Source organism: Nostoc sp. DSM 114161 (assembly GCF_052692665.1).
The window spans coordinates 2,817,118-2,843,127 of sequence record NZ_CP195141.1 but is presented as its reverse complement, the minus strand read 5'-3'; the positions used below and the strand labels follow the sequence as shown (position 1 = coordinate 2,843,127).

The 26,010-nt window shown below is 41.2% G+C and carries 22 protein-coding genes and 1 pseudogene; 10 read left to right on the top strand and 13 right to left on the bottom strand.

The window, feature by feature from the left end:
- The first annotated feature begins 221 nt into the window (after positions 1–221).
- Together NSTC745_RS12425 and NSTC745_RS12420 are read left to right on the top strand one after the other, a co-directional pair.
- A complete protein-coding gene (locus NSTC745_RS12425; RefSeq protein WP_445637405.1) occupies positions 222–1,451 on the top strand; it encodes a DUF262 domain-containing protein in 1,230 nt (409 codons plus the stop codon).
- A 6-nt stretch (positions 1,452–1,457) separates the two neighbouring features.
- The gene (locus NSTC745_RS12420; RefSeq protein ID WP_445637404.1) at positions 1,458–1,985 is read left to right on the top strand and encodes a HEPN domain-containing protein; all 528 of its coding nucleotides are present in this window, start codon (positions 1,458–1,460) and stop codon (positions 1,983–1,985) included.
- A gap of 486 nt (positions 1,986–2,471) precedes the next feature.
- Here the strand turns inward: NSTC745_RS12420 and NSTC745_RS12415 are convergent, their stop codons facing one another.
- The 11 genes from NSTC745_RS12415 to NSTC745_RS12365 all read right to left on the bottom strand — a co-directional run bounded on the left by NSTC745_RS12415 (position 2,472) and on the right by NSTC745_RS12365 (position 13,005).
- On the bottom strand, positions 2,472–2,894 hold the full coding sequence (locus tag NSTC745_RS12415) for a type II toxin-antitoxin system VapC family toxin (RefSeq protein ID WP_445637403.1): 423 nt from the start codon (positions 2,892–2,894) through the stop codon (positions 2,472–2,474).
- Entirely contained in the window at positions 2,891–3,130 is a 240-nt protein-coding gene (locus NSTC745_RS12410; RefSeq protein ID WP_445637402.1) for a DUF2281 domain-containing protein, read from the bottom strand. Before NSTC745_RS12410 ends, NSTC745_RS12415 begins: the two co-directional genes overlap by 4 nt.
- A gap of 299 nt (positions 3,131–3,429) precedes the next feature.
- A complete protein-coding gene (gene nifD, locus NSTC745_RS12405; protein WP_445637401.1) occupies positions 3,430–4,872 on the bottom strand; it encodes a nitrogenase molybdenum-iron protein alpha chain in 1,443 nt (480 codons plus the stop codon).
- A gap of 165 nt (positions 4,873–5,037) precedes the next feature.
- Positions 5,038–5,931 (bottom strand): nitrogenase iron protein, encoded by an 894-nt coding sequence (gene nifH, locus NSTC745_RS12400; RefSeq protein ID WP_445637400.1) that lies wholly within the window; start codon positions 5,929–5,931, stop codon positions 5,038–5,040.
- 327 nt (positions 5,932–6,258) lie between these two features.
- Positions 6,259–6,615, bottom strand: a complete 357-nt coding sequence (locus tag NSTC745_RS12395) for a group I truncated hemoglobin (RefSeq protein WP_445637399.1) — start codon at positions 6,613–6,615, stop codon at positions 6,259–6,261.
- 315 nt (positions 6,616–6,930) lie between these two features.
- Entirely contained in the window at positions 6,931–7,830 is a 900-nt protein-coding gene (gene nifU, locus NSTC745_RS12390; RefSeq protein WP_445637398.1) for a Fe-S cluster assembly protein NifU, read from the bottom strand.
- A gap of 111 nt (positions 7,831–7,941) precedes the next feature.
- Positions 7,942–9,150, bottom strand: a complete 1,209-nt coding sequence (gene nifS / locus NSTC745_RS12385; RefSeq protein ID WP_445637397.1) for a cysteine desulfurase NifS — start codon at positions 9,148–9,150, stop codon at positions 7,942–7,944.
- Between the two features lie 177 nt (positions 9,151–9,327).
- Positions 9,328–9,681: a DUF362 domain-containing protein gene (locus tag NSTC745_RS12380; protein WP_445637396.1), complete on the bottom strand. Its 354-nt coding sequence runs from the start codon at positions 9,679–9,681 to the stop codon at positions 9,328–9,330.
- Positions 9,682–9,825: 144 nt separating this feature from the next.
- Positions 9,826–11,271 (bottom strand): nitrogenase cofactor biosynthesis protein NifB, encoded by a 1,446-nt coding sequence (gene nifB, locus NSTC745_RS12375; RefSeq protein ID WP_445637395.1) that lies wholly within the window; start codon positions 11,269–11,271, stop codon positions 9,826–9,828.
- A 1,030-nt stretch (positions 11,272–12,301) separates the two neighbouring features.
- Positions 12,302–12,643, bottom strand: a complete 342-nt coding sequence (locus NSTC745_RS12370) for a XisI protein (protein WP_445637394.1) — start codon at positions 12,641–12,643, stop codon at positions 12,302–12,304.
- On the bottom strand, positions 12,625–13,005 hold the full coding sequence (locus tag NSTC745_RS12365) for an element excision factor XisH family protein (protein WP_445637393.1): 381 nt from the start codon (positions 13,003–13,005) through the stop codon (positions 12,625–12,627). Before NSTC745_RS12365 ends, NSTC745_RS12370 begins: the two co-directional genes overlap by 19 nt.
- On the opposite strand from NSTC745_RS12365, the gene NSTC745_RS12360 reads away from it, so the two are divergent.
- Positions 12,976–13,902, top strand: coding sequence for an NAD(P)-dependent alcohol dehydrogenase (locus NSTC745_RS12360; protein ID WP_445637392.1), 927 nt, complete (start codon positions 12,976–12,978; stop codon positions 13,900–13,902). The genes NSTC745_RS12365 and NSTC745_RS12360 overlap by 30 nt on opposite strands.
- A 229-nt stretch (positions 13,903–14,131) precedes the next feature.
- Here the strand turns inward: NSTC745_RS12360 and NSTC745_RS12355 are convergent, their stop codons facing one another.
- The gene (locus NSTC745_RS12355) at positions 14,132–15,487 is read right to left on the bottom strand and encodes a PQQ-dependent sugar dehydrogenase (protein ID WP_445637391.1); all 1,356 of its coding nucleotides are present in this window, start codon (positions 15,485–15,487) and stop codon (positions 14,132–14,134) included.
- A 442-nt stretch (positions 15,488–15,929) separates the two neighbouring features.
- Here NSTC745_RS12355 and NSTC745_RS12350 point away from each other — a divergent pair.
- Positions 15,930–16,199, top strand: a pseudogene (locus tag NSTC745_RS12350) (hypothetical protein); the annotation flags it as partial.
- Positions 16,200–16,227: 28 nt separating this feature from the next.
- Here NSTC745_RS12350 and NSTC745_RS12345 read toward each other — a convergent pair.
- Positions 16,228–18,048 (bottom strand): tetratricopeptide repeat protein, encoded by a 1,821-nt coding sequence (locus NSTC745_RS12345; protein WP_445637390.1) that lies wholly within the window; start codon positions 18,046–18,048, stop codon positions 16,228–16,230.
- A gap of 162 nt (positions 18,049–18,210) precedes the next feature.
- Here NSTC745_RS12345 and NSTC745_RS12340 point away from each other — a divergent pair, with 162 nt between their 5' ends.
- The 6 genes from NSTC745_RS12340 (at position 18,211) to NSTC745_RS12315 (ending at position 25,780) form a co-directional block, all read left to right on the top strand.
- Positions 18,211–22,035, top strand: coding sequence for a HEAT repeat domain-containing protein (locus NSTC745_RS12340; protein WP_445637389.1), 3,825 nt, complete (start codon positions 18,211–18,213; stop codon positions 22,033–22,035).
- A 43-nt stretch (positions 22,036–22,078) separates the two neighbouring features.
- Positions 22,079–22,303, top strand: a complete 225-nt coding sequence (locus NSTC745_RS12335; RefSeq protein ID WP_445637388.1) for a type II toxin-antitoxin system HicB family antitoxin — start codon at positions 22,079–22,081, stop codon at positions 22,301–22,303.
- Between the two features lie 171 nt (positions 22,304–22,474).
- Complete coding sequence (locus NSTC745_RS12330) at positions 22,475–22,729, top strand: hypothetical protein (RefSeq protein ID WP_445637387.1); 255 nt, start codon at positions 22,475–22,477, stop codon at positions 22,727–22,729.
- Positions 22,730–23,122: 393 nt separating this feature from the next.
- Positions 23,123–23,599, top strand: a complete 477-nt coding sequence (locus tag NSTC745_RS12325) for a hypothetical protein (RefSeq protein WP_445637386.1) — start codon at positions 23,123–23,125, stop codon at positions 23,597–23,599.
- A gap of 988 nt (positions 23,600–24,587) precedes the next feature.
- A complete protein-coding gene (cysE, locus tag NSTC745_RS12320; protein ID WP_445637385.1) occupies positions 24,588–25,349 on the top strand; it encodes a serine O-acetyltransferase in 762 nt (253 codons plus the stop codon).
- A gap of 185 nt (positions 25,350–25,534) precedes the next feature.
- Positions 25,535–25,780, top strand: a complete 246-nt coding sequence (locus tag NSTC745_RS12315; protein ID WP_445637384.1) for an Asr1405/Asl0597 family protein — start codon at positions 25,535–25,537, stop codon at positions 25,778–25,780.
- Positions 25,781–26,010 lie beyond the last annotated feature (230 nt).

Genomic DNA, 26,010 nt, shown 5'->3' with positions numbered 1-26,010 from the left:
ATTGTCACTTGCCTAATGCCACTACAATTTTCTTAAAGTTAGGGTAATTGTACGGGAAAATATTACGTATAATCAGTAACAAATTTATTTTTTTTCTGGTGAGGGCAATCCTAAATGTTCTGTGTTATTGTTCAGTATCTAGTTACTACTAAGTTGATGGTTAGTATATTTGTTAATATTGGGACTAAAGGAATTGGGGCTTTGTACTTGGGTAATTTAGAATGACTAACTCATCCAATCCCCAAACTAACGAGGATACCGAAGTGTCCGAATCGCAGTTTGAAAAGAATAAACCAGCCAAATGGTATGATAGCGAATCTGAGCCTGATGAGCCATATTCAATCAATGAGTACGAAATTACTACATCGCCTAATGATTTTAATATTAAGACGATGTATGACTTTATCAAGTCTGGCGCTATAAATATTCCAGGTTTTCAACGTAATTATGTTTGGGACATTAAAAGGGCTTCAAAACTAATTGAATCAATCATAGTCGGCTTGCCCATTCCACAAATATTTCTTTATCAGGAATCAAGAAATAAATTTTTGGTAATAGATGGACAACAACGCTTAATGTCTCTGTACTATTTCATTGAGCAAAGGTTTCCAAAAGACGAAAAAAGAACGATTTTAAGACGTATTTTTGAAGAAAATGGCAAAATTCCAGATGAAATTTTAGGAGATGATGCCTATTTTACTAAATTTAATTTGCAATTACCTTCAAATTTACCAAATCATCCCAATAAGTTAAATAAAATCAACTACTCCACGCTAGATGAGTATAAGGCTGCATTCGATTTACGAACTATAAGAAATATCATAATCAAGCAGAACTTTCCAGAAGATGATTCTTGTATATATGAAATTTTTAATCGCTTAAACTCTGGCGGTGTCAATTTAGAAGCTCAAGAATTTAGGACGAGCTTATATTATTCGGAGTTCTATAATATGTTGTATCGACTCAATATTCTACCTGCTTGGCGACGAATAATAGGTGTTGATGAACCGGATCTAAATATGAAAGACATTGAATTTCTTTTGAGAGGATTTGCAATGTTAGTTGAACGCAAAGAATATAAGTCGTCTATGGTGAGGTTTCTTAATAGCTTTTCTAAAAACTGTAAACAATTGAGGCATGACCAGATAGATTACCTTGAAAAGCTATTCCACTCTTTCTTAGAAGCTTGCTCGGAATTACCAGAAAAAGCATTTTATCGACAGACAACTAATAAGTTTAATATTTCTATTTTTGAAGCTGTATTTGTTGCTAAATGTGGACAACCTTTTGAAAATCGTCAGCTTGTTGAAGAAAAGCTAGATCCTAAAAAGGTGGAAGAACTAAAATGTGATGTAGAGTTTGTAAAAGCCATACAATCTCAAACCACCAGTAAGGAAAATGTCAATACAAGATTACAAAAAGCAGCAATTATTCTAGATAAAAAATTGTGAGTTTTGATGATTAAACAAAGTATTGTTGATCGAATTTATCAAGATAATCTAGATATCCTGAAATTTTTGGAAGAAAAAAAGGAGCTATCCTTTATGGGCCAATTTAATACTGTTTTCACCAAAACATTGTTACTTTCAGCAGCAAGTTATTTTGAGCATGAAATATGTAGGATAGTTCAAACATTTATTGAATATAAAACTGAAAATGATGAATGCATTGTTTCAATAGTTAAACAGAAAGCTATCGAAAGACAATATCATACATATTTCGATTGGAAAGGAAGAAATGCTAATAGCTTTTTTTCTTTATTTGGGAAGACGTTTAAAGACGAAAGAGCGAAAGAGGTAAAAGAAGATCCAGATTTAGACTCTGCAATTATAGCATTTCTACAGCTAGGGTATGAGCGCAATAAGTTAGTACATCAAAACTTTGCAGATTGTACTCTTGAAAAGACAGCAGAAGAAGTTTATAAACTTTATCAGCAAGCAACACTATTTATAGATTTTCTAGAGCGCCAATTTAACAGTTTATAATTTGCAGTTGGCTATTGAAATAGCGTTAGAATAATTAGCGAATAAAGTTAGTTAAAGCAATCGCAGTTGCGATCTGGGTAACACTTGATTGAAGCTGACCGTATCAAGGTTATCTGTAGCGTTTAACTCTACGGTAAAGGTAAATTTAGGCTTGACATACTATAGGTGGATTATTCGTGCTTTTGATGAGCGCATCTCACATCAGACATCGCCTACCTCTTTATCCCACAAAAGCGATCGCCCCATTTAATCTAAAAAATCGTCATTTAAAATAGTCTTTTATTTAACAGTTTTTCTAAGACCAAAATGCAAGCAAAGCCTAAAAAGTAGATTCCATAAGAGTTATACTGTCTGAAGCATCAAAAAAGATTGTTATTTGATAACCCTGTAACTTGCATTTAGGCTAGAAATAGGCTCTTTTTTATCCGGCAGCTAAAAAACATTGATTTAATTGAGTTGTAAGAGCGATCGCTCTTAACCCTGTTCTTAAAAATCCTCTGGCATAATCACAGAAATTAATTGATTACGATTCTTGCGATAAATTCTAAAATCACTATCAAATGTTAGCAACTCACTTTCAGGATACAGTTGTGCCATTCTCACCAAACATGCATCTGCCAAAGAAATTGGAACTGACTGATATTGCCGCAGCAGTTCTTTAATCACTGCCGCTTCTTCACTCAAGCACATCGAAATTAATATCTTTTCCTCATTTAGTAAAGACATCACCGTTTCTTGACCACCGTAAATATTTCGCAACAAAAAACAAGTCTCTACAATCACAGCCTCACAAGTGAGTAAAGGTTGCTCGATTGTTGCTAAGGTGTTAATTACCCAGGCATGAAGATGCTCTCTGCGATTAATAAAAGCTACTAATGGTCCTGTATCGATGATGACTCGCTTCTTCATTCACTTCCCAAACCTTCAAGATATTGTTTGTTCGTCGCCAAATCACCGGGGCCACCATCCACACAACCAGCAAATTGTTGAGCTGCTGACAAAAATGAAATAGGCTCAATTTGTTCAATATTTGTATTTTTTTTTACTAGCTGACTTTGCAGAAACTCAATAAAATCTAAGACCTCTTGTTGCTTCTCTGGCGGAAGTGACCTCATTTTTTCAGCGGCAGTTTGTATAATGCTCAAGGGAACCTCCAGACGTTATTCATACGTCTTATATGCCTCCAATCACTTCAGTCTAGCAGGCTAACACTTTCTGGAGCAAACAGACAAAAGAACCTGTGTTGGTACAAATTTTATCTGCTGCTGCTCAATTTAGCTGCTTCGCCCCATTTAATCTAAAAAATCGTCATTTAAAATAGTCTTTTATTTAACAGTTTTTCTTTGAGCAAAATGCGTTTCAAATCTAAAAACCAGATTACATAAGAGTTATATTATCTAAAGGAGCAAAACAGATTGTTAGTGAATAATCCTGTAACTTGCATTTAGGCTAGAAATAGGCTCTTTTTTATCCGAGAGCTAAAAAATATTGATTTAATTGACTTTGAAGTACGATCGCCAGGTTCGGAGTAATCCCAGGAGTGCATTTGACGGAAGGGTAGACCCATCTTTTGGAAGACGTACTTCTCTTTCACACCAGAAGCAATTAAATCTGGCTTGAGTGCTTTTACAAATTCCTCGAATTCGTAAGCAGTTACGTCATCGTAAACGATGGTGCCGTTTTCGATGTAGTGGGTGGTACGTTTGTAGTCGTCGTTGTGAGCGAACTCATAACCTGTACCAATCATCTTCATACCCAAATCTTGGAAAGCGGGTACAACGTGGCGAGGACGCAAACCACCAACCATCATCGCAACGGTCTTACCTTCCAAACGGGGGCGATACTTGTTAACGATCGCATCCATTGTGGGCTGATATTTAGCGATGATCTTCTCAGCGTTTTCTTGGATCTTGGAGTCAAACTTAGAAGCGATTTCCCGTAAGGATTCAGCAATCTTGGTGGGGCCGAAGAAATTGTACTCCAACCAGGGAATACCATAAGCTTCTTCCATGTGACGGCTGATGTAGTTCATCGAACGGTAGCAGTGAATCAAGTTCATCTTTACGTTCGGTGTCATCAACATTTCGTTGATTGTACCATCACCAGACCACTGAGCAACTACGCGCAAGCCCAGTTCTTCTAACAGAATCCGGCTCGCCCAAGCATCACCACCGATGTTGTAGTCACCGATGATTGCTACGTCGTAAGGAGTAGACTCGAATTGTAATTTGCCTTCTTTTTTCTCTTTGTCGGCTCTGGTGAACACCCAGTCACGCACCATGTCGTTAGCGATGTGGTGACCCAAGGACTGAGAAACACCCCGGAAACCTTCGCAACGAACGGGAACAACTGGCTTGCCAATTTCTTTGGATGTGTTCCGAGCTACTGCTTCGATATCATCCCCAATTAGACCAATGGGACATTCAGATTGAATGGAAACACCACGGTTGAGAGGGAAAAGAACTTCCAATTCTTGGATCAGCTTGGTGAGTTTCTTGTCACCACCAAAAACGATATCGCGTTCTTGGAAGTCAGAGGTGAAGTGCATAGTACCAAAGGTATCAACACCTGTGGTACCGATGTAGTAGTTACGACGACCAGACCAAGACCAGTAACCGCAACCTACAGGCCCGTGGCTGATGTGGATCATGTCCTTAATAGGACCCCAAACCACACCTTTAGAACCGGCGTAAGCACAACCACGAGCGGTCATTACACCAGGAAGAGATTTGATGTTAGATTTAACGCCGCAATCGCTCTTACCTTCTTCGTATACATTTAGGTGCTTTTCCCGTTTTTTAGCTGCTTTTTCGGGATAAGCGCTTAGTACTTCCTTAATTAGTTCTTTTCTTTCTTCGATGATGTTTTGATTTTCTGGAGGAGTCATTTTTGCCTCTCTAGCTCCTAAGGAACGGGGATAGGAAGGGGAACTTCGTCCCCTGTGGGGTTGGGGACTTGCAGTCCCCTTGGGGGATATAGGTAATCGGTAGAAAGAAGGTAAAAGGTAAATTATGCAATTGTTTCCTTTCCCTTTTCCTACATCAGAGTTTAGTTAGCTAACAGGTGCTTCAGCAGCAGTTTTACCGATGATGTCTGCGTGCTTAGTATCGTCATCAAGAATACCGAATTCAACCAACAATGCTTCTAGCTCATCCATTTCGATTGGTGTGGGGACTGTGAGCTTGTCGTTGTTGATGATCTTCTTAGCTAGGGCGCGGTATTCGTTACCTTGTGTGCTGTCAGGTGCGTACTCGTTAACGGTCATCCGGCGTAATTCTGCGTGTTGTACAATGTTGTCGCGGGGTACGAAGTGAATCATTTGAGTGTTCAAACGTTCAGCCAAAGTTTCGATCAATTCGATTTCCCGGTCAACTTTACGGCTGTTACAAATCAAACCACCCAAACGCACGCCGCCGGAGTGAGCATATTTCAAAATACCACGAGCGATGTTGTTAGCAGCGTACATCGCCATCATTTCACCAGAGGTAACGATGTAGATTTCTTGTGCTTTACCTTCACGGATAGGCATAGCAAAACCACCGCACACAACGTCACCCAATACGTCGTAAGATACGAAGTCTAGGTCTTGGTAAGCACCAGCTTCTTCCAAGAAGTTAATGGCGGTGATGATACCACGACCGGCGCAACCTACACCGGGTTCTGGACCACCAGACTCCACGCACTTAACACCACGGAAACCGGTGAGCATTACTTCTTCGAGTTCTAAATCTTCTACTGCACCACGTTCAGCAGCTAGGTGAAGAACTGTGGTTTGAGCTTTACTGTGGAGCATCAAACGGGTGGAGTCAGCTTTGGGGTCGCAACCTACAATCATGATGCGCTGACCCATTTCTGCCATAGCTGCGAGGGTGTTTTGGGAGGTGGTAGATTTACCGATACCACCTTTACCGTAGAAAGCTATTTGTCTAATGTTATCGTCAGTCATTGTTCTTGTTTTCCTGCAATTGGTTGGTTGGTGGGTCTTTTTTGTTTGAGGATCTCACGCCTGTCGGAGCTATGGCTGTGAGGATTTGTAGAACATCGCTGGTGGCGATCGCTCCACAGTCAAAACATAGATAAGTAAGTGCATATATTTCCCAGTTAAATTTGTTTTCTTTTTGTATTTTGTAACTTGTCTTTTTTCCTAGTCATTAGTCATTTGACTAATGACTAAGAGATTACGCAATTTACAAATACGTCGTAATGTGTTTCAGCTTGCAAAATTTAGTAGGAATTGAGTTAAATATCGTCAACAACCAATGTCTAAGTCCGATTACTTGTTCAAAATAGCGGGTTTCAAATTCGAGACGCGATCTAGTGCGGCTTTTGTATCATCTGCGGATACTCCAGCTACAGACATTGATTCACTCAGGTGTTTGGCGATCGCATCGAAGTGTGACTGTTGTAGTGCCATACCTGCGTGGGTTTTGTCCATTGCACGGCCGCCGTATTCCTTTGGCCCTTCAAATATTTGAGAAAAGAAACTAATCTGATGATTACGTTGCTTAACCATGTCTGTGTTAGCGAAAAAACCCTTGAGGCTGTTATCTGCGAGAATGCGTTTGTGAAGCTCATCTACTACTTTCTCAATAGTAGGTTTTCCGCCAATTTTTTCGTACAATGTACTCATGTTTGTCTCCTTTGAAGCGAGTTGAATGACGGAATTTGCAATTAGGCGTTTAAGACTTTCGCCTATATGCTGTGTGTTGTTAGTAGGACTGATACCAATTCGTAATTCGTAATACTTCGGCTACGTTCAGTACAAGTTCGTAGTTCGTAATTCGTAATTAAGAAAGTAAGATTTGGTTTCAATCTGTAGCTTTCTGTTGACGAATTGGTATGAAACATTGAGTGGAGACAATTATTCAATTCAAATCCTACTTTCTGTTCTTAGCTGATGCTTATTCGGGCGTATTTGTAGAGTACGTAAGCTCTACAGGAATTGCTAAACTGCTTCGACTACAAGGTTTTTGCTGACACGATCTTGTAATCTGGCTTCGATCGCAATTTTCAAAGTTGCTGTGCTACTGGAGCAAGAACCACAAGCACCTTGCAAAATTACTTTCACGCGATCGCCTTCTACATCATACAGTTCTACATCTCCTCCGTCTGCAATTAAAACGGGTCTTACTTCTTCGTCGAGAACTTTTTGAATGAGGGCAATCTTTTGGACGTTGGTTAGCGATCGCTCTTTAGAAGTAACAATTTCTGTGGCAACTTTGACGCCGTAATTGTTGAGATCCGGTGCGATTGCTTCTTGTCTTACTGATTTAATAATATCATCAATATTCGCCAGACAGGAACCGCATCCGCCACCAGCTTTTACATAATTTGTTACTTGTTCGGCATCAGTGAGATTATTTTCTAAAATCACGCGACGAATCTTAGATTCGCTAATACCAAAACAGCTACAAACTAATGCGCCTTCATCATCGTCATCGTGGCTATCTAAAGGAATGCCACGATAATTATAGATTGCCGCTTCTAGTGCTTCTTGTCCCATCACAGAACAGTGCATTTTGGCTTCTGGTAAACCACCCAAGTAATCTGCAATGTCTTTATTGGACACTTTCAAAGCTTCATCTAAAGTCAAACCTTTAACCATTTCGGTTAATGCACTAGAAGAAGCGATCGCACTTGTGCAGCCAAAGGTTTGAAACCGCGCATCCAGAATCTTATCAGATTCTACTTCAACTTTCAGGTGCAATCTCAGAGCATCACCACAAGCAATGCTACCGACTTCGCCCGTTGCAACCTTAACACCAGGTTCGTTAACTTCTGCAATTTCTCCCTGGTTTTGGGGATTGTAAAACAGTTCTAATACTTTATCTGTGTAGTCCCACATGAGTGATTTTAGATTTTAGATTTTGGATTTTAGATTGAGGATTGGGCATGGGGCATAGGGTATGGGGCATTGGTTATTAATTCACCTCCCCATCTCCCCATCTTCCCGTCCCTAACGATGGGCTAGTGCTTGCTCTTGCCCTTGCAGCCAACCTGCGTCGTCGTTTTTGAAGGGTGAGAGGGCGCGTAGACGTTCTACAATACCGGGCATGACCTCTATAACTTGGTCGATTTCAGCTTCTGTGGTGTAGCGAGAAAGGCTGAAGCGAATGGAACCATGCAAGGTAGTGTAGGGTAAGCCCATTGCCCGGAGGACGTGGGAAGGTTCTAGCGAACCTGAGGTACAGGCAGAACCAGATGAGGCACAGATACCGTATTTGTTCAATAACAGTAGAATTGCTTCACCTTCAATGTACTTGAAGCCGATATTGGTGGTGTTGGGTAATCTCTGCGTAGGGTCACCATTAACTACACAATCGGGAATGGTGGCGAGTAAAGTTTGTTCTAGGCGATCGCGCAGCCTTCTTTCTCTTTTTGTCGCCTCTTCCAAGTGTAACAGTTCTAGTTCCGCAGCTTTGCCCAAGCCAATAATTCCCGGAACATTCTCCGTTCCCGCCCTGCGTCCGCGTTCTTGGTGTCCGCCAAGCAGTAAAGGACGGAATCTCACCCCACGTCGCACATACAAAGCACCAATTCCTTTGGGTGCGTGTAGCTTGTGACCAGACAGGGTTAACATATCGATGGTGCTAGTCTTCATATTCATGGGAATTTTACCCACTGCTTGCACCGCATCAACGTGGAACAGAGCGCCTTGCTCTTTTACTCTTAACCCAATCTGCTCAATTGGGAAAACCGTACCGGTTTCGTTGTTGGCGTACATAATTGTTACCAACGCAGTGTTACCAGTCAAGGAGGCTTCTAGCTCATTGAGATCCAACTGCCCCTGATTGTTCACTGAAAGGTAGGTAACGTTGTAACCTTGGGTTTCCAATTGTTTGCAGACATTCAGTACTGCCGGATGTTCGACTTGGGTAGTGATGATGTGTCGCTTTTCTGGTTGCGCCAACAATGCAGCGCGAATCGCGGCGTTATCTCCCTCAGTTCCGCAACTGGTGTAGACAATTTCTGACTCATCAGCTCCTAACAAAGCTGCAAGTTGTTCTCTGGCTGTTTTCACGCCTTTGGCAAGTTGTCCGCCAAAAGTATGCATACTAGAGGGATTGCCGTAAAAGTCCGTCAGGTAAGGCAGCATTGCCTCTACAACTTGCGGGTCTACTTTGGTAGTAGCATTATTATCGAGATAGATGCAGTTCTTTTGCATTGTTTGTAATTTTGATATCAGAATAATTAGGAATGTGGGGAATAGGGAATAGGGAATGGGGAATAATTACCAATGCTTTTGACCCTCTAACCTTATGCCCGTTACCCTTTACTTTTAAGCTTCAGCAATTCGTAATTTATGAGTTGAATTTTGCATTACGAATTACGAATTATCTTATTAGGCTTCTACTCCCATTGTTCGGGATTGACGTTTTTGTAATTGTTCAGAGTACTTCTGAGAATAGCAGTTGAACCAACGTTCCCAGTAATCTTGTTTATTAGTTAATTTTGCAAGTACGCGATTGTAATTGGCAAACCACCCTTCCCAATAATCAGCGGGCTGTTTCACGCAACCGTCACAGGTGGGACAACCAGCTTTACACTGAGGCACTGTATGAATGGTACCAGTACAGTTTGTGCAAAGTTCGGGATCTATCCAGCGATTACCATCAACTATTTTGATTGCACCGGTAGGACATATAGACAGACACAAATCACAGGAAATACATTGGCTAGTAATTTTGTAAGCCATGATTATTCTCCTTTTTGAAGATGGGGAGTGGGAAGTGGTGAGTAGGGAGTGGGGGAGGGGTGGGAAAAGTGGGAAGGGTAGGAGGCTTTTTTATAATCTCCCCAGACTCGCTCATCTCTGTTATCTTCCCCTACTCCCTATTCCCTATTCCCTATTCCCTAATTCCTTTACGTATTGTTCGTAAAATTCCAAAGCAACCTTCTCAATTACGTCGTAAGCTTCAACAGTCTGTATACCGGCTTCTTGCAATTTTTCTTTGGGACAGTTACCAATTTTGGAAACTAAAACTGCTTTGCAATCTGCGATCGCCTTCATAATATACTCGAAAGAAGCTTCTTCGCCGTATCCACCTTGGCAATATTGGTCTATTTTGCGATGGCTGATAAAGCGAACTTCATTACTATCCACTTCGTAAATTTGGAATTCTTTAGCATGGCCGAAGTGCTGGTTAACCAAACCGCCGCCTTTGGTTGCTACTGCAACTAAAACTTTGGGTTTGTTGGCAAATTTCTTGCCAGCTAGCGCCTTCTCTTTGGCTACTTTAATTTCTTCTTTAAACTTCTCAATTCCTTCGTGAACGCTAGCGCGTTGTTCTACGTCATATTCTGGAGTCATTTCCAAGAATTTATCTTTGGAAAATTCCTGGCTGCGGTCTTCTCCTAGCAATCCGACTGCATCGGCGCGACACTGGCGACAGTGACGCATCATTTTCATGTTACCAGAGCAGTTGTCTTGGAGTTCTTTAAGTTCTTTGGGTGTCGGGCCGCGTTGACCGGTTAAACCAAAGTGTGTGCCATGTTCCGGTGCAGAAATCAATGGCATGATGTTGTGCAAGAATGCACCTTTTTCACGAATGACTCGATTCACTTCAACTAGGTGATGGTCATTGATTCCGGGAATCATCACAGAGTTAACTTTGCACAAGATGTCAGCTTCTTTGAGGGCTTGCAATCCTTCCATCTGTCTTTCGTGGAGAATTCTTGCGCCTTCAATGCCTCTGTAACGCCTGCGCTTGTAGTGAACCCAAGGATAAATCTTAGCACCGATCTCTGGATCTACCATATTAATGGTGATCGTGACGTGATCTATATTTAATTGTTTAATGCGATCGATGTAGTCGGGCAGCATTAAACCATTGGTAGATAAACAAAGTTTAATATCTGGTGCTTGCTCGGCAATCAACTCAAATGTGCGGAATGTCTTGTCTGGGTTCGCTAATGGGTCGCCAGGGCCGGCAATTCCCACAACTGTCATTTGAGGAATCTTGCCTCCAATTACCAAGGCTTTGTGTGCTGCTTCTTCTGGTGTCAGCAACTCGCTAACTACTCCAGGACGGCTTTCGTTAGCGCAATCATATTTGCGGTTACAATAGTTGCATTGAATGTTACAGGCGGGAGCAACTGCAACGTGCATCCGCGCGTAGTGGTGATGGGCGTCTTCGCTGTAGCAGGGATGTTTGGCAATGCGCTCTTGGAGTTTTTCGTCCATTTCCACGGTGGTACTGCTATCGCAGCCGCAACCACCGGATTTTGCTTGGGTTGTCGAGTCCGTAGCGTTGGAGGTGACGAGTTGTGTAGACGGTAATGTCATTGAATTTCGCAAAAGGATCGGTGGACTTGGCTGCCACTGTGGGAGATGCAGTGGCTACTCTCTATGCCCGGAAATTGAAGTCGTGGCTTCCACGCTGCCTGCAAACGCTCAGGTTTGGGCGACTTGTTATCAAGTAGGGCAGGCGGTAGATATTTGATTTTGGGCTTTGATTTTGGGCTGGTGTGTGTCAACGTTCGGTTCTTGGGAGAATTGTGCGTTGAGCCACGACTTCTATTCACTTGGGGCACGGTGCTATGTCATCCCTCCACTTACTCTTCGCTTCGTTTTTGTGTAGGAGCGTTAAGTAATTGGCGATATAAGATTTATATCAGCCTTGTTTGACCCAGGCGACGCGTCTATCTAGGATAGAATTTATTGGATTTATTAAGCTTGTACTCAAATAGGAAAAACCCTAATTCTTTGAGAGTTACAAGAATTAAAAAAAATTTTTTCGGGTAGGGGTTCTAGTATTTTTTGGTTGGGGTTCTAGTGTTTAGAGATGGGGGTTCAGGATTTCTTTGTACTCAGTCAAAACTCGCTTCCAGCAAGGATTTTAATTCACTTGAAACTGGATTTTGGTTATTTAAATGTGTACTCAGATTGCCCTCAAATCCAGCCAAAAGCAACAAATAGCAAGGGATTTGGGGGAAAAACTGGAGCAGGCTATGTCGTACTACTCCAGATACGTGCGAAATTCAATTCTGTATCCAACATATCATTTTTTTTCAGCTAAAAATGCAATTCATATTTTTTTAACTTTTACTTTGGCAATGATATGCAATTAGGCTTCTAAGTTTTAGCTGGTAAGGCATACAGCCTCGTCAAAATTGATGTCTTGATGCACATATTTTGCAAAAATTTTAACTTTTACCTCCTTGTTTTTCATTCTGAGTATGAGGAGATGGGAGGAAACTTGTTGTTGCGCCTGGTGAATTTTGTGTTTCAAGGAAACAATCTACTTCAATTTAACATGACTTGGCGATCGCAATAAATTTTCTTAATTGTTCGCTACAAACTTTTGCATCGCTTTTCAAGCAATTGCATAGCCTGTATAAGGTCTGATTTCCGGCGGACGAAACCCCAGAACAATATGTTCTTTTGGAATTCCAGCGCGTTCTAAATCAGCGGCGATGCCTTCTTCTGTACCATCTCGTTGAATCCAGATTTTGCCATCAATCAGGTCAATATGAACCAGACAGCCATGAACGCGGCGTTCTCCATCCCAACCCAAATCCATCCACAAATAGCGATCGCGGGTGCGATCGAATACTACTTCTGATTGAATATCTGCATAAGAATAAGGGAGCGAGGCATATTCACTGAGAACAGTTTCAATGACCTGGCGGTAGTAGTCTAATTGGGTACAATCCATTGTTTTATGACCTCCTGTTTTGGATCGAATGTAATCAGCTTTAAACGGCGATTTCTTAGTAATAGTTTGCCGATAGGTTCTTCAAATAAATCATCAAAAACCGTATTAGGCATTGCCAGATATAGCACTCGCTCTGGCTCTAATTCCACCAATATATCCTGATATAAAATATACTTACCCAAGGCTTTTTCTAAATCATCAATATCCGATCTGCCAGTAAAGCTTTTGATTTCAACTGCAATTTTTGATTCTGCTTTTTGTGCTGCCAATAACTGTCTAGCACCTAAATCAACATACAAATCTTTTTTACCAAACTTTAGAGTCAGTGGATCGTGAGTAATTGCCCAATTGTCTTTAATCAAAGCATTTTTAACATTGTTGTGCTTGTGAAAGTGCGTGCTAGTAGCGTTAACCCAGTTGATTGGAAAATCCGCCAAGGAATGTTGAGTTTGCTTACAGGGAACAAATTCCCGAAGATTTTAGGGTTTGATGTGGCGGGAGATGTGGTAGAAGTTGGTTCCCAAGTGACGCGTTTTAAACCAGGAGATGCTATTTATGGCAGTACTAGTTTCCCTGGAGGCGGTTATGCCGAATTTGCCGCTATAAGAGAAAACTTGGCGGTACTCAAGCCAACGAATTTGTCTTATGAAGAAGCTGCGGCTGTACCTCTAGCAGCACTTACGGCTTTACAAGCTCTGCGAGATGGGGGAAATATTCAAACAGGACAAAATATTTTAATTAACGGCGCTGCGGGCGGTGTGGGGAGTTTTGCAGTGCAAATTGCTAAGGCTTTAGGGGCAGTGGTGACGGGAGTTAGCAGTTCTAAAAATTTGGATTTGGTGAAATCTTTGGGAGCAGACCGCGTGATTGATTATACGCGGCAAGATTTTACTGATGATACAACACAGTACGATATTATTTTTGATGCAGTGGGTAAGCGATCGCTCTCTCAAACCAAAAAAGTCCTCAAACCCAACGGTATTTATCTCAGCACCCTACCCAGTGCGGAAAGTGTTGTCCAGAGCGTCTTAACAGCGTTTCTTCCCGATCAAAAATCGAAATTGGTGTTAGAAAAACCCAACGCCAAAGACTTGGTTTATCTCAAAGAATTGATTGAAGCTGGTAAAATTCGTGCAGTCATCGAGCGCACATTTCCTTTACAAGAATTAGCTGCGGCTCATAGTTATAGCGAAAGCGAACGTGCAGTGGGGAAAATTGCGTTGGCGCAGCCCGTCGTAGACATCGCCGTTGCTAGTTGATTGCCAGCCAAAAAAAAAGCGCCTTATATGCCCATTTGTAGATAAAGGGTATATAAGACGTTTTTTGTCAGCCAAAAGCAGTACAGGTAGCTTCGTTACTTAATGAACTAATACTGTCATTCCTAACAATCTTTAAGCCAACGAAGGTGGTTTTGTATACTCTTGGAGTTGTAGGAAGTAACTGGGAAACTCCAGTCAAACTAAGGCTACTGTAGACCTGAGCCTGTAGTTATGGTGTGTAAGAAAGCTTATAGATGGTACCGCTGTAGTCATCCGAAATAAACAAATTACCTTGCTTATCGACTGCCATATCCACCGGTTTCCCCCAAAATTGTTCTGTTCCTGGAATTAGCCAACCGCTGACTAAATCTATCTGATTCCCTGGAGCCTTTGTTGTGCTGTTCCAGGGAAAGTAAGCTACTTTGTAGCCTGTTTTTTTCTGCCGATTCCATGAACCATGCAGCCCCACCACTACCCCATTTGAGTACGAGCCAAGAAAGTTAGTATTTTGTAAGAATGTTAGTCCCAAAGGCGCTGAATGGGCTTGGATACCCTTGCTGATCTTGTCCATTGCATAGCAATTAACGTGTCCGTCAGAATTGAACTGATAGTCTCGATCTAACGGCATATTATTCAGACCGCTTGACGTGTCAGGATTGGAATTGCAGAATGGCCAACCATAGTTACCGCCATCTCGGACTCGCGTAAATACTTCTGGTGGGTGGTTGTCTACATAAGACGGGATCAGCTTACCGTAATTGCCAGTATTATCTTTGAAGGGATACTTGATGTTATCTCGATTATTACCAGTTACCCAAAGGTCATTTGTATTAGGTAAGAATGCTAATCCTTCGGCATTACGTAAACCTTGGGCAAAAAGGCGTCGATTGGTTCCATTAGCGTTGTACTGGTAAATCGCACCACGTTTTGGGTTGCTGACAGTATCTGACACACAAGCATTGCATGTAGAGGCGATTGACACGTACAGTTTGTGGTTACCATCAAGTGCGATATTTTTCAGTTCGTGACCATACGCGCCTTTGAGTTCGCTTGTGCTGCTGTCTGGCAAACCAGTTACAACAATTTGACGATTTTTGGCAATTCGGTCTCCATAGGTATAGGTGAAACGGTTAATTTGATGAGTCTCAGAGATATAGACGTATGTGGTGCTGTCAATCTTATGAAATACAATGTCGTGTGGTCTGCGTAGACCCACCACAAAGTTGGAAATAATTGGGTCTTTGCTGCCATTTGGCCGGACAATTAGCACTTTACCGGTAGACGGCTGTGACACTAAAAGATCGCCATTGGGAGCAACTGCCATAAAGCGAGCTTTTGGAATGCGAGTATAAACAGAGATGGAGAACTTAGGCGGCACCTTCAAATAACGGTTAGTATTAAAGGGCGAATATCTCATTGTACTGGGCACATTCACCTTAGTATTAACAGACGCAGCAGGGGGGTCAGCTAACACTGCTTTGGGAACAACCTCTAAAGATATCAAACTAGTAACTGAGACGCTCAAACCAACTAGCGATGCAGAAAGTATCCGTCCAAGCACCTGTCTTGGATTTAGATCGAACATAACCATTTTTCTAGCCTCGTAGGGAACTATGTCACACACAACTCTCGGCTAGCCGATATTTTCCGAGAGTCCGAACATAAGGTAATCAAGTGTAATAGTTTTTGAAAATACTTCGTTAAATATCTTCATATATTCCATTTTTCTTTATCTATCACAAAATGGTTGAGCTTATAGTTACATCAGATTACAGATAAATTAAGTACAAATTTTAGAATAAAGCTATATACAAAAGAGAGTTACAATCTTATTCGCTATTCCCGGATGTATAAATAAAGATATAGCGATCGCTATCTCAAACTTAAAAAGCCCTCAAACCCAACTGTGTCTCTATCGCTACCTTAGCCAGCCTGGAAACCAGTGTCGGCTTGAATCCTGGTAAAATTCGTGCAGTAAACTATCGCACATATCCCTAACTAGAATAGGACTTACGCACTGAAGCTGCAAACCGCGTTTACAAGTAGATAAATTAGTGAGTGGCAAGTATGAATTACAAGCAGGAAACCCGGTTTGGCTCCCAGAAATTAGCTTAGGGATTGGCTGCGATCGCGGCAATTATTCCGATGTTACAAGAGAGTGGCTTTATTGGTATGATGAGTCGGGAAAACGCTATCCTACACCACAAGAGAGAATCCAACAAACTGAACAACGCGTTCAACGGTTAGCAGATAAATTGCGGTCGCTTGGTATAGATCCAGATAATTTTGATTCATGAATTGTAAGTTTTATTCGATAGCAACTGGTTATTTTTCAAGTTGTTGAATGCGGTTTAGAACGTCTTGATAATCGCTTTCTTTTCCTTGTTGCTTATATAAATCAGCCGATTTACGAAAATCTTCAATTGCAGCTTGCTTATTTCCTAAAGCAGAATGAGCTATACCCCGGTTGCTGTAAGCTAGTGCATAGTTAGGATTGATTGCGATCGCTTGATTGTAATCTTCAATTGCACCTTGTTTATCTCCTAAAGCAGAACGAGCTAAACCACGGTTGTTGTAACCTAGTGAATATCTGGGATTAATTTTGATGGCTCGATCGTAATCTTCAATTGCACCTTGTTTATCTCCTACAGCCGAGCGAGCATTACCCCGGTTGTTATAAGCTAGTGAATATCTGGGATTAATTTTGATGGCTTGGTTGTAATCTTCGATTCCACCTTGTTTATCTCCTAAAGCCGAGCGAGCATTACCTCGGTTGTAGTAAGCTAGCGAATATTTAGGAGCAATTTTGATGGCTTGGTTGTAGTCATCAATTGCAGCTTGCTTATCTCCTAAAGTCGAGCGAGCTATACCGCGGCCAACATAAGCTAGTGAATACTTAGGATTAATTTTGATGGCTCGATCGTAATCTTCAATTGCAGCTTGCTCATCTCCTAAATTCGATTGAGCTAAACCGCGGTTGTAATAAGCGGCAACTGCGTTAGGATTAATTTTGATAACTTTGGTGTAGTCTTCAATCGCACCACGAAAATCTTTATTGTTGTATTTTTCTAATCCTTCTCCATAGTAACGATCGGCAATTTCCTGTGCTGTTTTGAATGGATTTGTCACCACTATAAAATAAACAGTACCAACACCGAGCAATACAATTAATGGAATAACCAAAAGACGTATAAGAATAGATTTTTTTTGGCTGGGTGGTGGAGTAACTAAAGGTGCAACAGGCTGACTTGCTGGTTCTGGCTGTGAGTTTAATGCTTCTAAAACCTCCGCCGCCGACTGATAACGCTGCTGGTATTCTTCATGCAACAATTTATCTAGAATTTGCCCTAATTCCTGACTCACTGGTTGCTGTAAATGTTGTCTCCAACTCGCAATCCAACCATAACCTTGTCGTTGCCAAAGTTGGCGGGGGTGAATTCCACTCAAGAGGTGAAAGCAAGTTGCACCGACACTATATAAATCACTAGCTGGGTAAGCTTCGCCATCTTGCATTTGTTCTAGTGAGGCATAACCAAAGGAACCAATGCTTGTTCCTATTTGCGTCATTGCTGTTGCTGTCAGTTGTTTGGATGCACCAAAATCAATCAGTACCAACTTGCCATCACTGCGACGAATAATATTTTCTGGTTTGATATCGCGGTGAATAACTTTCTGTTGATGAACTGTTTGGAGAATATCTAACAAATCAAGCAATAATTCTCTAGCTTTTTGTTCGTTGAAAGTTCCCTGCTGTTGTAATTCCAGCAATAAATTCTGCCCTTCGATAAACTCCTGCACCAAATACAGACAATTATCTTCATTAAAATACGCCAGCAGCGTGGGAATTTGAGGGTGTTTTCCTAACTGTTGCAGTCGCTTTGCTTCTTGCTCAAATAGTTCTGTGGCTTTGTTTAGTGCTGCTGTTCCGTGTACTTGCGGTGCAAACTGTTTGATGACACAAAGCTCCTGAAGTTTGTCGATATCTTCTGCTAAATAAGTTTTACCAAATCCCCCGCCACCTAATGATTTAATCGGGCGATAGCGGTTTCTCAGCACTACCAATCTCGTACCGCAGTTAGAGCAAAACATTGTGCGATCGCCAAGACTGAGTGGGTTGTGGCAAGCTGGATTGAGGCAGCAAGTCATAACTGTGCATCTATAAGCAAATGTATTTATTATCCCTTAAGCACAGCCCACTCTTTGTAGAAACCGCAAAATTAAGGTTTGTTTCTACAAAAACTCTAAAATTTGGAAACATCACTCAAGCTAGTGTATATACTCGTAATCAAAATCTCAACAGACGCGAGTATGATGGATTTGTTAGCTATTTGGGGTGTAACTCAGGCTGCTGGGTTGATTTTTAAACCCATTCTCGAAGATTTAGCTAGAGATGCTGCGAAAGATTGGGCTAAAGATTTATTAAAAGGCATCCCCGGCAATATTTTAGAAAAACTTAAGAAGGAAGATATAGAAATTGCTGCTGGCAAAGCTTTAAAAGAATTTTTACAACTGGTGCAGGAAGATTTAAAAGGTGGGGAACTTTCTGAAGATGAAATCAAAAAGTATACGCAGCCTCTAAAGCAATTTGTCAACCATCAAGAAGTCAAAGAAATATTGGGAAATCCCTTTAAAGATATCAATCGAGTTATAGACACTAATAGATTACAAGAAATTTGGGATAAAATTAATACCTCAAATCCGTTACCGGATGATTTTAACTGGAAGCGGGTTGCTAAGAAATATCTGCAAAAAGTTAAGGAGATTATTCGAGGAATTCCTGAACTCAGAGCTATTCTGGATTCGCAAAATCTGGAACAAATCGAAAAGAACACAAGAGGCTATGGTGAGGTGATTCCCGCGTTTGATTTAAAACGCTATCAAGAAGGAATCCTAGAACACTATGGCAATGTTAAATTAGATAGCTTAGATACTAGCGGCTATGCCTATAACGAACTCAAATTATGGCGGATTTTTACTGCTCAAAATGTCAGGGAAGCTCATCAAGTTTTACCACAAGTTCACGAACTGCCGAAAGAACATCTACGCCGGCTGCGAGAAAGCGATCGAGTAGAAGCAGAAATTGAATTAGCAGAATTAGAACGCCACAAACGAGTTTATTTTGAACAGCCGATACTTTGTGTTTTAGATGTTGTCAATAAAAAGCAAGATTATAAATATATCGTCATTTTGGGCGACCCTGGTTCCGGCAAGTCTACATTGTTGCAATTTTTAGCTTTGAATTGGGCGCAGTCTCCACTGGATAATGCGATATCTTTACCAATTCCCTTGCTAATTGAGTTACGCACTTATATGCGGCGACGGGAAGATAAAGAGTGCAAGAATTTTATCGAGTTTTTTCATCAATGTAGCGGTGCAATTGCTCATCTCAATCAGCTTGAATTAGATAAACAATTAAAAGCTGCTAATGCATTGGTGATGTTTGATGGTTTAGATGAAGTCTTTGACCCCGGCCAGCGAGAAGATGTAATTACTGATATTCATCGCTTTACTAATGACTATCCCAACGTGCAGGTGATTGTCACTTCTCGGATTATTGGCTATAAACCCCAACGATTGCGTGATGCTGAGTTTCGCCACTTTATTTTACAAGATTTAGACTCAGAACAAATTCAGGATTTTATTAACCGTTGGCATGAGTTAACTTTTGCTGATGCAGCAGAAAAAGTGAGAAAACGGGAACGGCTGCAAAGAGGAATTACAGCTTCCAAAGCTATTGCGGAATTGGCAGGAAATCCTCTGTTGTTGACGATGATGGCAATTCTGAATCGAAATCAAGAACTGCCAAGAGATAGAGCTACACTTTACGATCAAGCATCGCGGGTACTGCTGCATCAATGGGATGTGGAACGCGTTTTAACAGAAGATAAGAGGTTAGATCCCAAGACGATTGTTTATAAAGATAAACAAGCGATGCTACGTCAGGTTGCTTATCAGATGCAGACAGGTGAGAAAGGTTTGGCAGGGAATTTGATTAATGAAAACGATTTAGTCAAAGTTCTGAGTGAATATCTCAAAACCATAGAATTTGATAAACCCAGAGAAGTGGCGCGGGTGATGATTAATCAACTGCGGACTCGCAACTTTATGTTATGTTTTCTGGGTGCGGATTATTATGCTTTTGTGCATCGGACATTTTTAGAATATTTCTGTGCTTGGGAGTTTGTCTGGCAGTTTAAAGAAACGCAAACGCTGAGTCTTGAGGAACTAAAGAATGAAGTTTTTGGCAAACACTGGCAAGATGAAAGTTGGCATGAAGTTTTACTGTTAATTGCAGGAATGATTGAGCCTAAGTTTGTTAGCGAAATTCTTGAATATTTAATGGTGCAAGATGGCGAAGAGGAAAAGTTTGTAAATCTATTTTTAGCTGCTAAGTGTCTTGTAGAAGTGAGAAATCGCTCGGTAATTGTGTCAATGGCTAATAAATTACTTGACAAGCTTAAAGACTTAACTAGATATGACCTCTGGTACTATTACGTTCTCTATGAAGATGAAGAAGAAACTAATCTAGTTCAGCAAATTCGCACTCAGGCAGTTACAGCAATTGCAACGACCTGGCAAGAATCTCTCCACACCAAATCCTTCCTCAAACAATGCGCTATCCAGGATGATGACAACTATGTGCGAAGTGCAGCACTCCAACAATTAGCCAATAACTTCAAAGATGACCCCGACACCAAATCCTTCCTCAAACAATGCGCTACCCAGGATGATAACTCGAATGTGCGACGTGCAGCAGTCGAAGAATTAGCTAAGAACTTCAAAGATGACCCCGACACCAAATCCTTCCTCAAACAACGCGCTACCCAGGATGATGACAATGATGTGCGAGGTGCAGCACTCCAAGAATTAGCTAAGAACTTCAAAGATGACCCCGACACCAAATCCTTCCTCAAACAATGCGCTACCCAGGATGATAGTGCGGATGTGCGATATGCAGCAGTCGAAGAATTAGCGAACAACTTCAAAGATGACCCCGACACCAAATACATACTCAAAAAATGTGCCACCCAGGATGATAGCTGGGATGTGCGAGGTCTAGCAGTCGAAGAATTAGCGAAAAACTTCAAAGATGACCCCAACACCAAATCCTTCCTCAAACAACGTGCTACCCAGGATGATAAGTACTTTGTGCGAGGTGTAGCACTCCAAGAATTAGCGAACAACTTCAAAGATGACCCCGATACCAAATCCTTTCTCAAAGAACGTACTACCCAAGATAATAGTGCGAGTGTGCGAGGTGTAGCACTCCAAGAATTAGCGAAAAACTTCAAAGATGACCCCGACACCAAAACCATCCTCAAACAACGGGCTACCCAGGACGATGACAACTATGTGCGACGTGCAGCAGTCGAAGAATTAGCGAAAAACTTCAAAGATGACCCCGACACCAAAACCATCCTCAAACAACGCGCTACCCAGGATAATGACAACTATGTGCGACGTGCAGCAGTCGAAGAATTAGCCAAGAACTTCAAAAATGACCCCGACACCAAAACCATCCTCAAACAACGCGCTACTCAGGATGATAGCTGGGATGTGCGACGTGCAGCAGTCGAAGAATTAGCCAAGAACTTCAAAGATGACCTCGACACCAAATCTTTCCTCAAACAATGTGCTACCCAGGATGGTAACTGGGATGTGCGGCGTGCAGCAGTCGAAGAATTAGCCAAGAACTTCAAAGATGACCCCGAAACCAAATCTTTCTTCAAACAATGCGCTATCCAGGATGATGACAATGATGTACGAGGTGTAGCAGTCGAAGAATTAGCCAAGAACTTCAAAGATGACCCCGAAACCAAATCCTTCCTCAAACAATGCGCTACCCAGAATGATAACTGGGATGTGCGAGGTGCAGCAGTCCAAGGATTAGCTAAATACTTTAAATATCAGCTTGAGTTGTTTGAAATTTACCAGCAATGCGCTGTTAATGACCCTTTTGAGCGCCAGAAAGATTATGAAACCAATCCTCGGCGCATTGCACTAGAGATAATTATCAAGCAATTTCCTCAGCATCCCCAGACTTTACCACTGTTGCGCGACAGAGCAGCGAATGACACAGATGAGGAAGTGCGGGAATTTGCTCAGAAGAAGTTGGCAGAATTAGATTTGTAATTCGTAATTCGTAATTCGTAATTCGTAATTAGGTTTCAGAGGAATGAAATATACAATTATTATTCAGTGGTCAGAAGAAGACAATTGTTATGTAGTTTTCTTACCTGAGTTTACGGATATAATGCAGCCTTGCACTCATGGAGAAACTTACGAAGAAGCTCTGACAAATGCTCAAGAAGTTTTAGAAATGCTGATTGAATCATCATTGGCTGATGGCGAACCTCTACCGGAACCTAAAACGCTAGGAGAATCTTTGGAAGTTGCATAGAGTAGTGATTAATCATAAAAAGGAATAGTTGACGAGAATATTTTCTGTAGAGACTGCGATTTATCGCGTCTCTGTAACGTGCCTTTCAGACGCGATGAATCGCGTCTCTACATGAGGTTCTTCTGAGCGATCGCATGTAAATTAGTAAAATTAAATAAAAAAGGTAATCTCATGACTACATCTATAAATACCACCAAAGTTTACGACGAAATTATAGATTTTATTGCTGCTGGCACCACTCCCCAAGGTGTTATCGATTTCAAACTCTCGGATGCAGCCAAAGACCGTTTAGAGGATCTGGTTTATCGCGCAAAAACTGAAGGTCTTACTGGAAGTGACCAGCGAGAGTTAGATTATTTCCTCACGCTAGAGCATATTATGAGGTTAGCAAAAGCAAAAGCTCGTCAGTACGTTAACCCTCAATAAGTCTTCAATATGTCTCGTCTATATATTAATGCAGAATTACGGCGTTTAGTTAGCGATCGCGCCGCCCATCTATGCAAGTATTGTTTATATCCAGAAGTAGACGGCTTAGTAAACTTTACGTAAAATTGTGGCGAATTGAGGATTGAAATTTAAACGCATAGGATCGCAGAGGTTAGCGCAAAGGTACGCAGAGAATTCTCTACGAATTAATGAAATATTGTACTTAAGCTTTCAAGTTAACTAAAATATCTTCGCCTCTCCAGTCCCCGCGTCACTCTAAACAATAAGTTTTCAACTAAACTCGATATAATGTGCGATCGCTCTTACCAATGGGAATTATATACGTAGCAAATTTTGCTACTTCACAATCATCACTCCCAAGGTAAATATACGATGGCTTATCAAAATATTACAGGCTCGCTTTCGCCACAAGATATCCAAGAAATTAAAGCTGCGCTACAGAAAGTCCAACAAAAGCTTCCCTTTTTAGTTACTCTCAGTGCTGACGAACGGCGCAAGTTAGTCAAAATGGGCGATAAAAGCCTCGCCTTTGTAAACAATAGCATCACTGCTGCTCAATCTAACCGTGAAATTCTGCCAGCGACTTTTGACGTTGACGAACTTGTTCGGGATTATCAATTAGCAACTGCGTTGACTGAGCTTTTAATCTCCATGCAGCAACTCACCGAACAAGTAGATGATACCCTAATGGCTGTCGGTAGTGAAGCGATGACTGGTAGTTTAACTGTTTATGATTACGTCAAGACTGCATCGAAAAAGACTCCAGGGTTAAAGAGTGTGGCTGAACAGTTAGGCGAACGGTTTAAGGCTATCAAGGGTAGACCTAATAAAGCTGCGTCTGGTTCTTGAGTCTTTGATACTCATTAATAAACCTTTGATACTCGTTAATGAGTCTTTGATACTCGTTAATGAGCCTTTGAACTCCATTAATGAGTCTTTGATACTCGTTAATGAACCTCTGAAGTTCATTAATGAGTATTTGAACTCCATTAATGAGCCTCTGAACCTCATTAATGAGTCTTTGAACTCCGTTAATGAGCCTTTGAACTTCATTAATGAGTATTTAAACTCCGTTTATCACTCTCTACAAGTTTTGTGGGTAGGGTAGCATAGCTTTACGCCCCTAGAGGAATCAGTTAGAAATTACCAACAAATCAATTATCCAACATTGTGGGGTGGACATCTTGTCCGCCCCTGGTTATGGGCGGGCGAGACGCCCACCCCACAAGAAAAGTTGAATGTTTTTTTATTTAGAAATCCTATTATTATTCAATTGCTATGGGAATATTTACCTATTATACTGCTGGGAAATTTTGTGTTAGTTATTCCCACACATCTATATAATAAGAAAACATCTCTTATGAGCGATAGCGATATTTGAAAACGTATATATACATACAGACAGCAAATCCTAAAAGAAAATAAAGAAAGTTGTTTTTTGTCGAGCCAGATAATAAGATAATAATAGTAATACGATATACAGAATTTTCAGTTTTATAGCTACCTAAACCATACTTGAGTGCATTTGAGTACAGCTTAATAAATCGCAAAATATCTGGAATAAATCTTTGCAAAGTCTTACAGGTAAAGTTTCTTGTAGCGAGTACAGAAATTCTTAAACCCTGCCCTAAAAATACCAGTACCCCTATCATTAAATACTAGTACCCCTACCCCAAAATAAATTTTTAATTTATTTAAGGTGGGGGTTTTGGCGTTTGAGTACAACCTTAATAAATCCAATAAATCCAATCAGCATTGGCTTGTCTATTGAGTTGGAAGCGGCCTGATATAAGCATAAAAATAGCAGATGGCTCTTTTAACCAGATAGACAGTAGCGATGCAACAGTCTTTAGACAGAATTACGAATCCTCAAACTCAGAAAATACAGGATTCAAAACAGAAATCCTTGCTCAAAAGATTACTCTCTGGAGATTTTTTTGAGCCATTATTGAGTGATTTTCGCATTATCTTTGAGCGCGACCCAGCAGCACGCAATTGGCTAGAAGTTGTGTTTTGCTATCCTGGATTGCACGCACTGTGTTTGCATCGTGTTGCTCGCTGGTTACATTGTCGAGGAGTGGCTTTTGTTCCGCGCTTGATTTCTCACTTGGGACGATTTTTAACCGGAATTGAAATTCACCCAGGTGCAGAAATTGGTCAAGGCGTATTTATCGACCACGGAATGGGGGTTGTCATTGGCGAAACTGCGATCGTCGGAGACTATACGTTGATTTATCAAGGCGTCACCCTTGGCGGAACTGGTAAAGAAAGCGGAAAGCGTCATCCCACAGTCGGTAAAAATGTTGTGGTGGGTGCGGGTGCGAAAGTTTTGGGTAATCTGCAAATTGGCGATCGCGTCCGCATTGGCGCGGGTTCCATTGTTTTGCGGAATGTCCCCAGCGATTGTACTGTGGTGGGAGTTCCCGGTCGAATTATTTCTCGCGATCGAGGCGCTAGCCTTTCTCCTTTAGAACATGGAAAGCTACCCGATGTAGAAGCAACGGTGATTCGTTCTTTACTCACGCGCATCGAACAACTCGAAAAACAACTGCAAGCTTTAGAAGTCAGAACTCAGGAATCAGGAGTCGTGACTAAGTAGTTATTGGTCGTTAGTCATTGGTCATTAGTCATTGGTCATTAGTCATTAGTCATTAGTCATTTACTTTACACAAAGGACAAAAGACAACTGACAAAGGACAACTGACAAAAGACAACTGACAAATAACAAATGACAAATGATAACCGACAAATAACAAATGACAAAGGACAAAGGACAAATCACAAATGACAAATGATACTTTAGGCGAACAAGTTTTGCAGATTCCTTTGAGCGATCGCTGGCGAATCTATCACCGTTTGCAAGAATTAAAAATCAAGAGTTCCTGTCTTCCCGATGGTTCTTTACGGGTGCAAGTCAACAATTTGCTAGAAGCAATTCTAATTCGGAGTACGGTTATGCAATTTCTCGCTTCTCGTCATGAATTAGTCGAATGGCTAGAGCGTTGCTGGAAATTTAGTGGTGAGCGTTAAGTCATAAATATTGTTGAAAAACCTAATCTAGACAATATTAATCTTGAATTCATCACACAAGCATAGCTCTTTGCTCCGATGCATAAATATTGAAGAGATTTAGACGTTGAAGTTACTGTCCGCTAGCAAATTCTATTGCAAACTGAGAAGAATTCATAATTGAGAATTCAGGAGTCAGGCTTCGCCGTGAGCGTCAGCCGAACGGAGTCAGAATTCAGGAGTTATTTCTC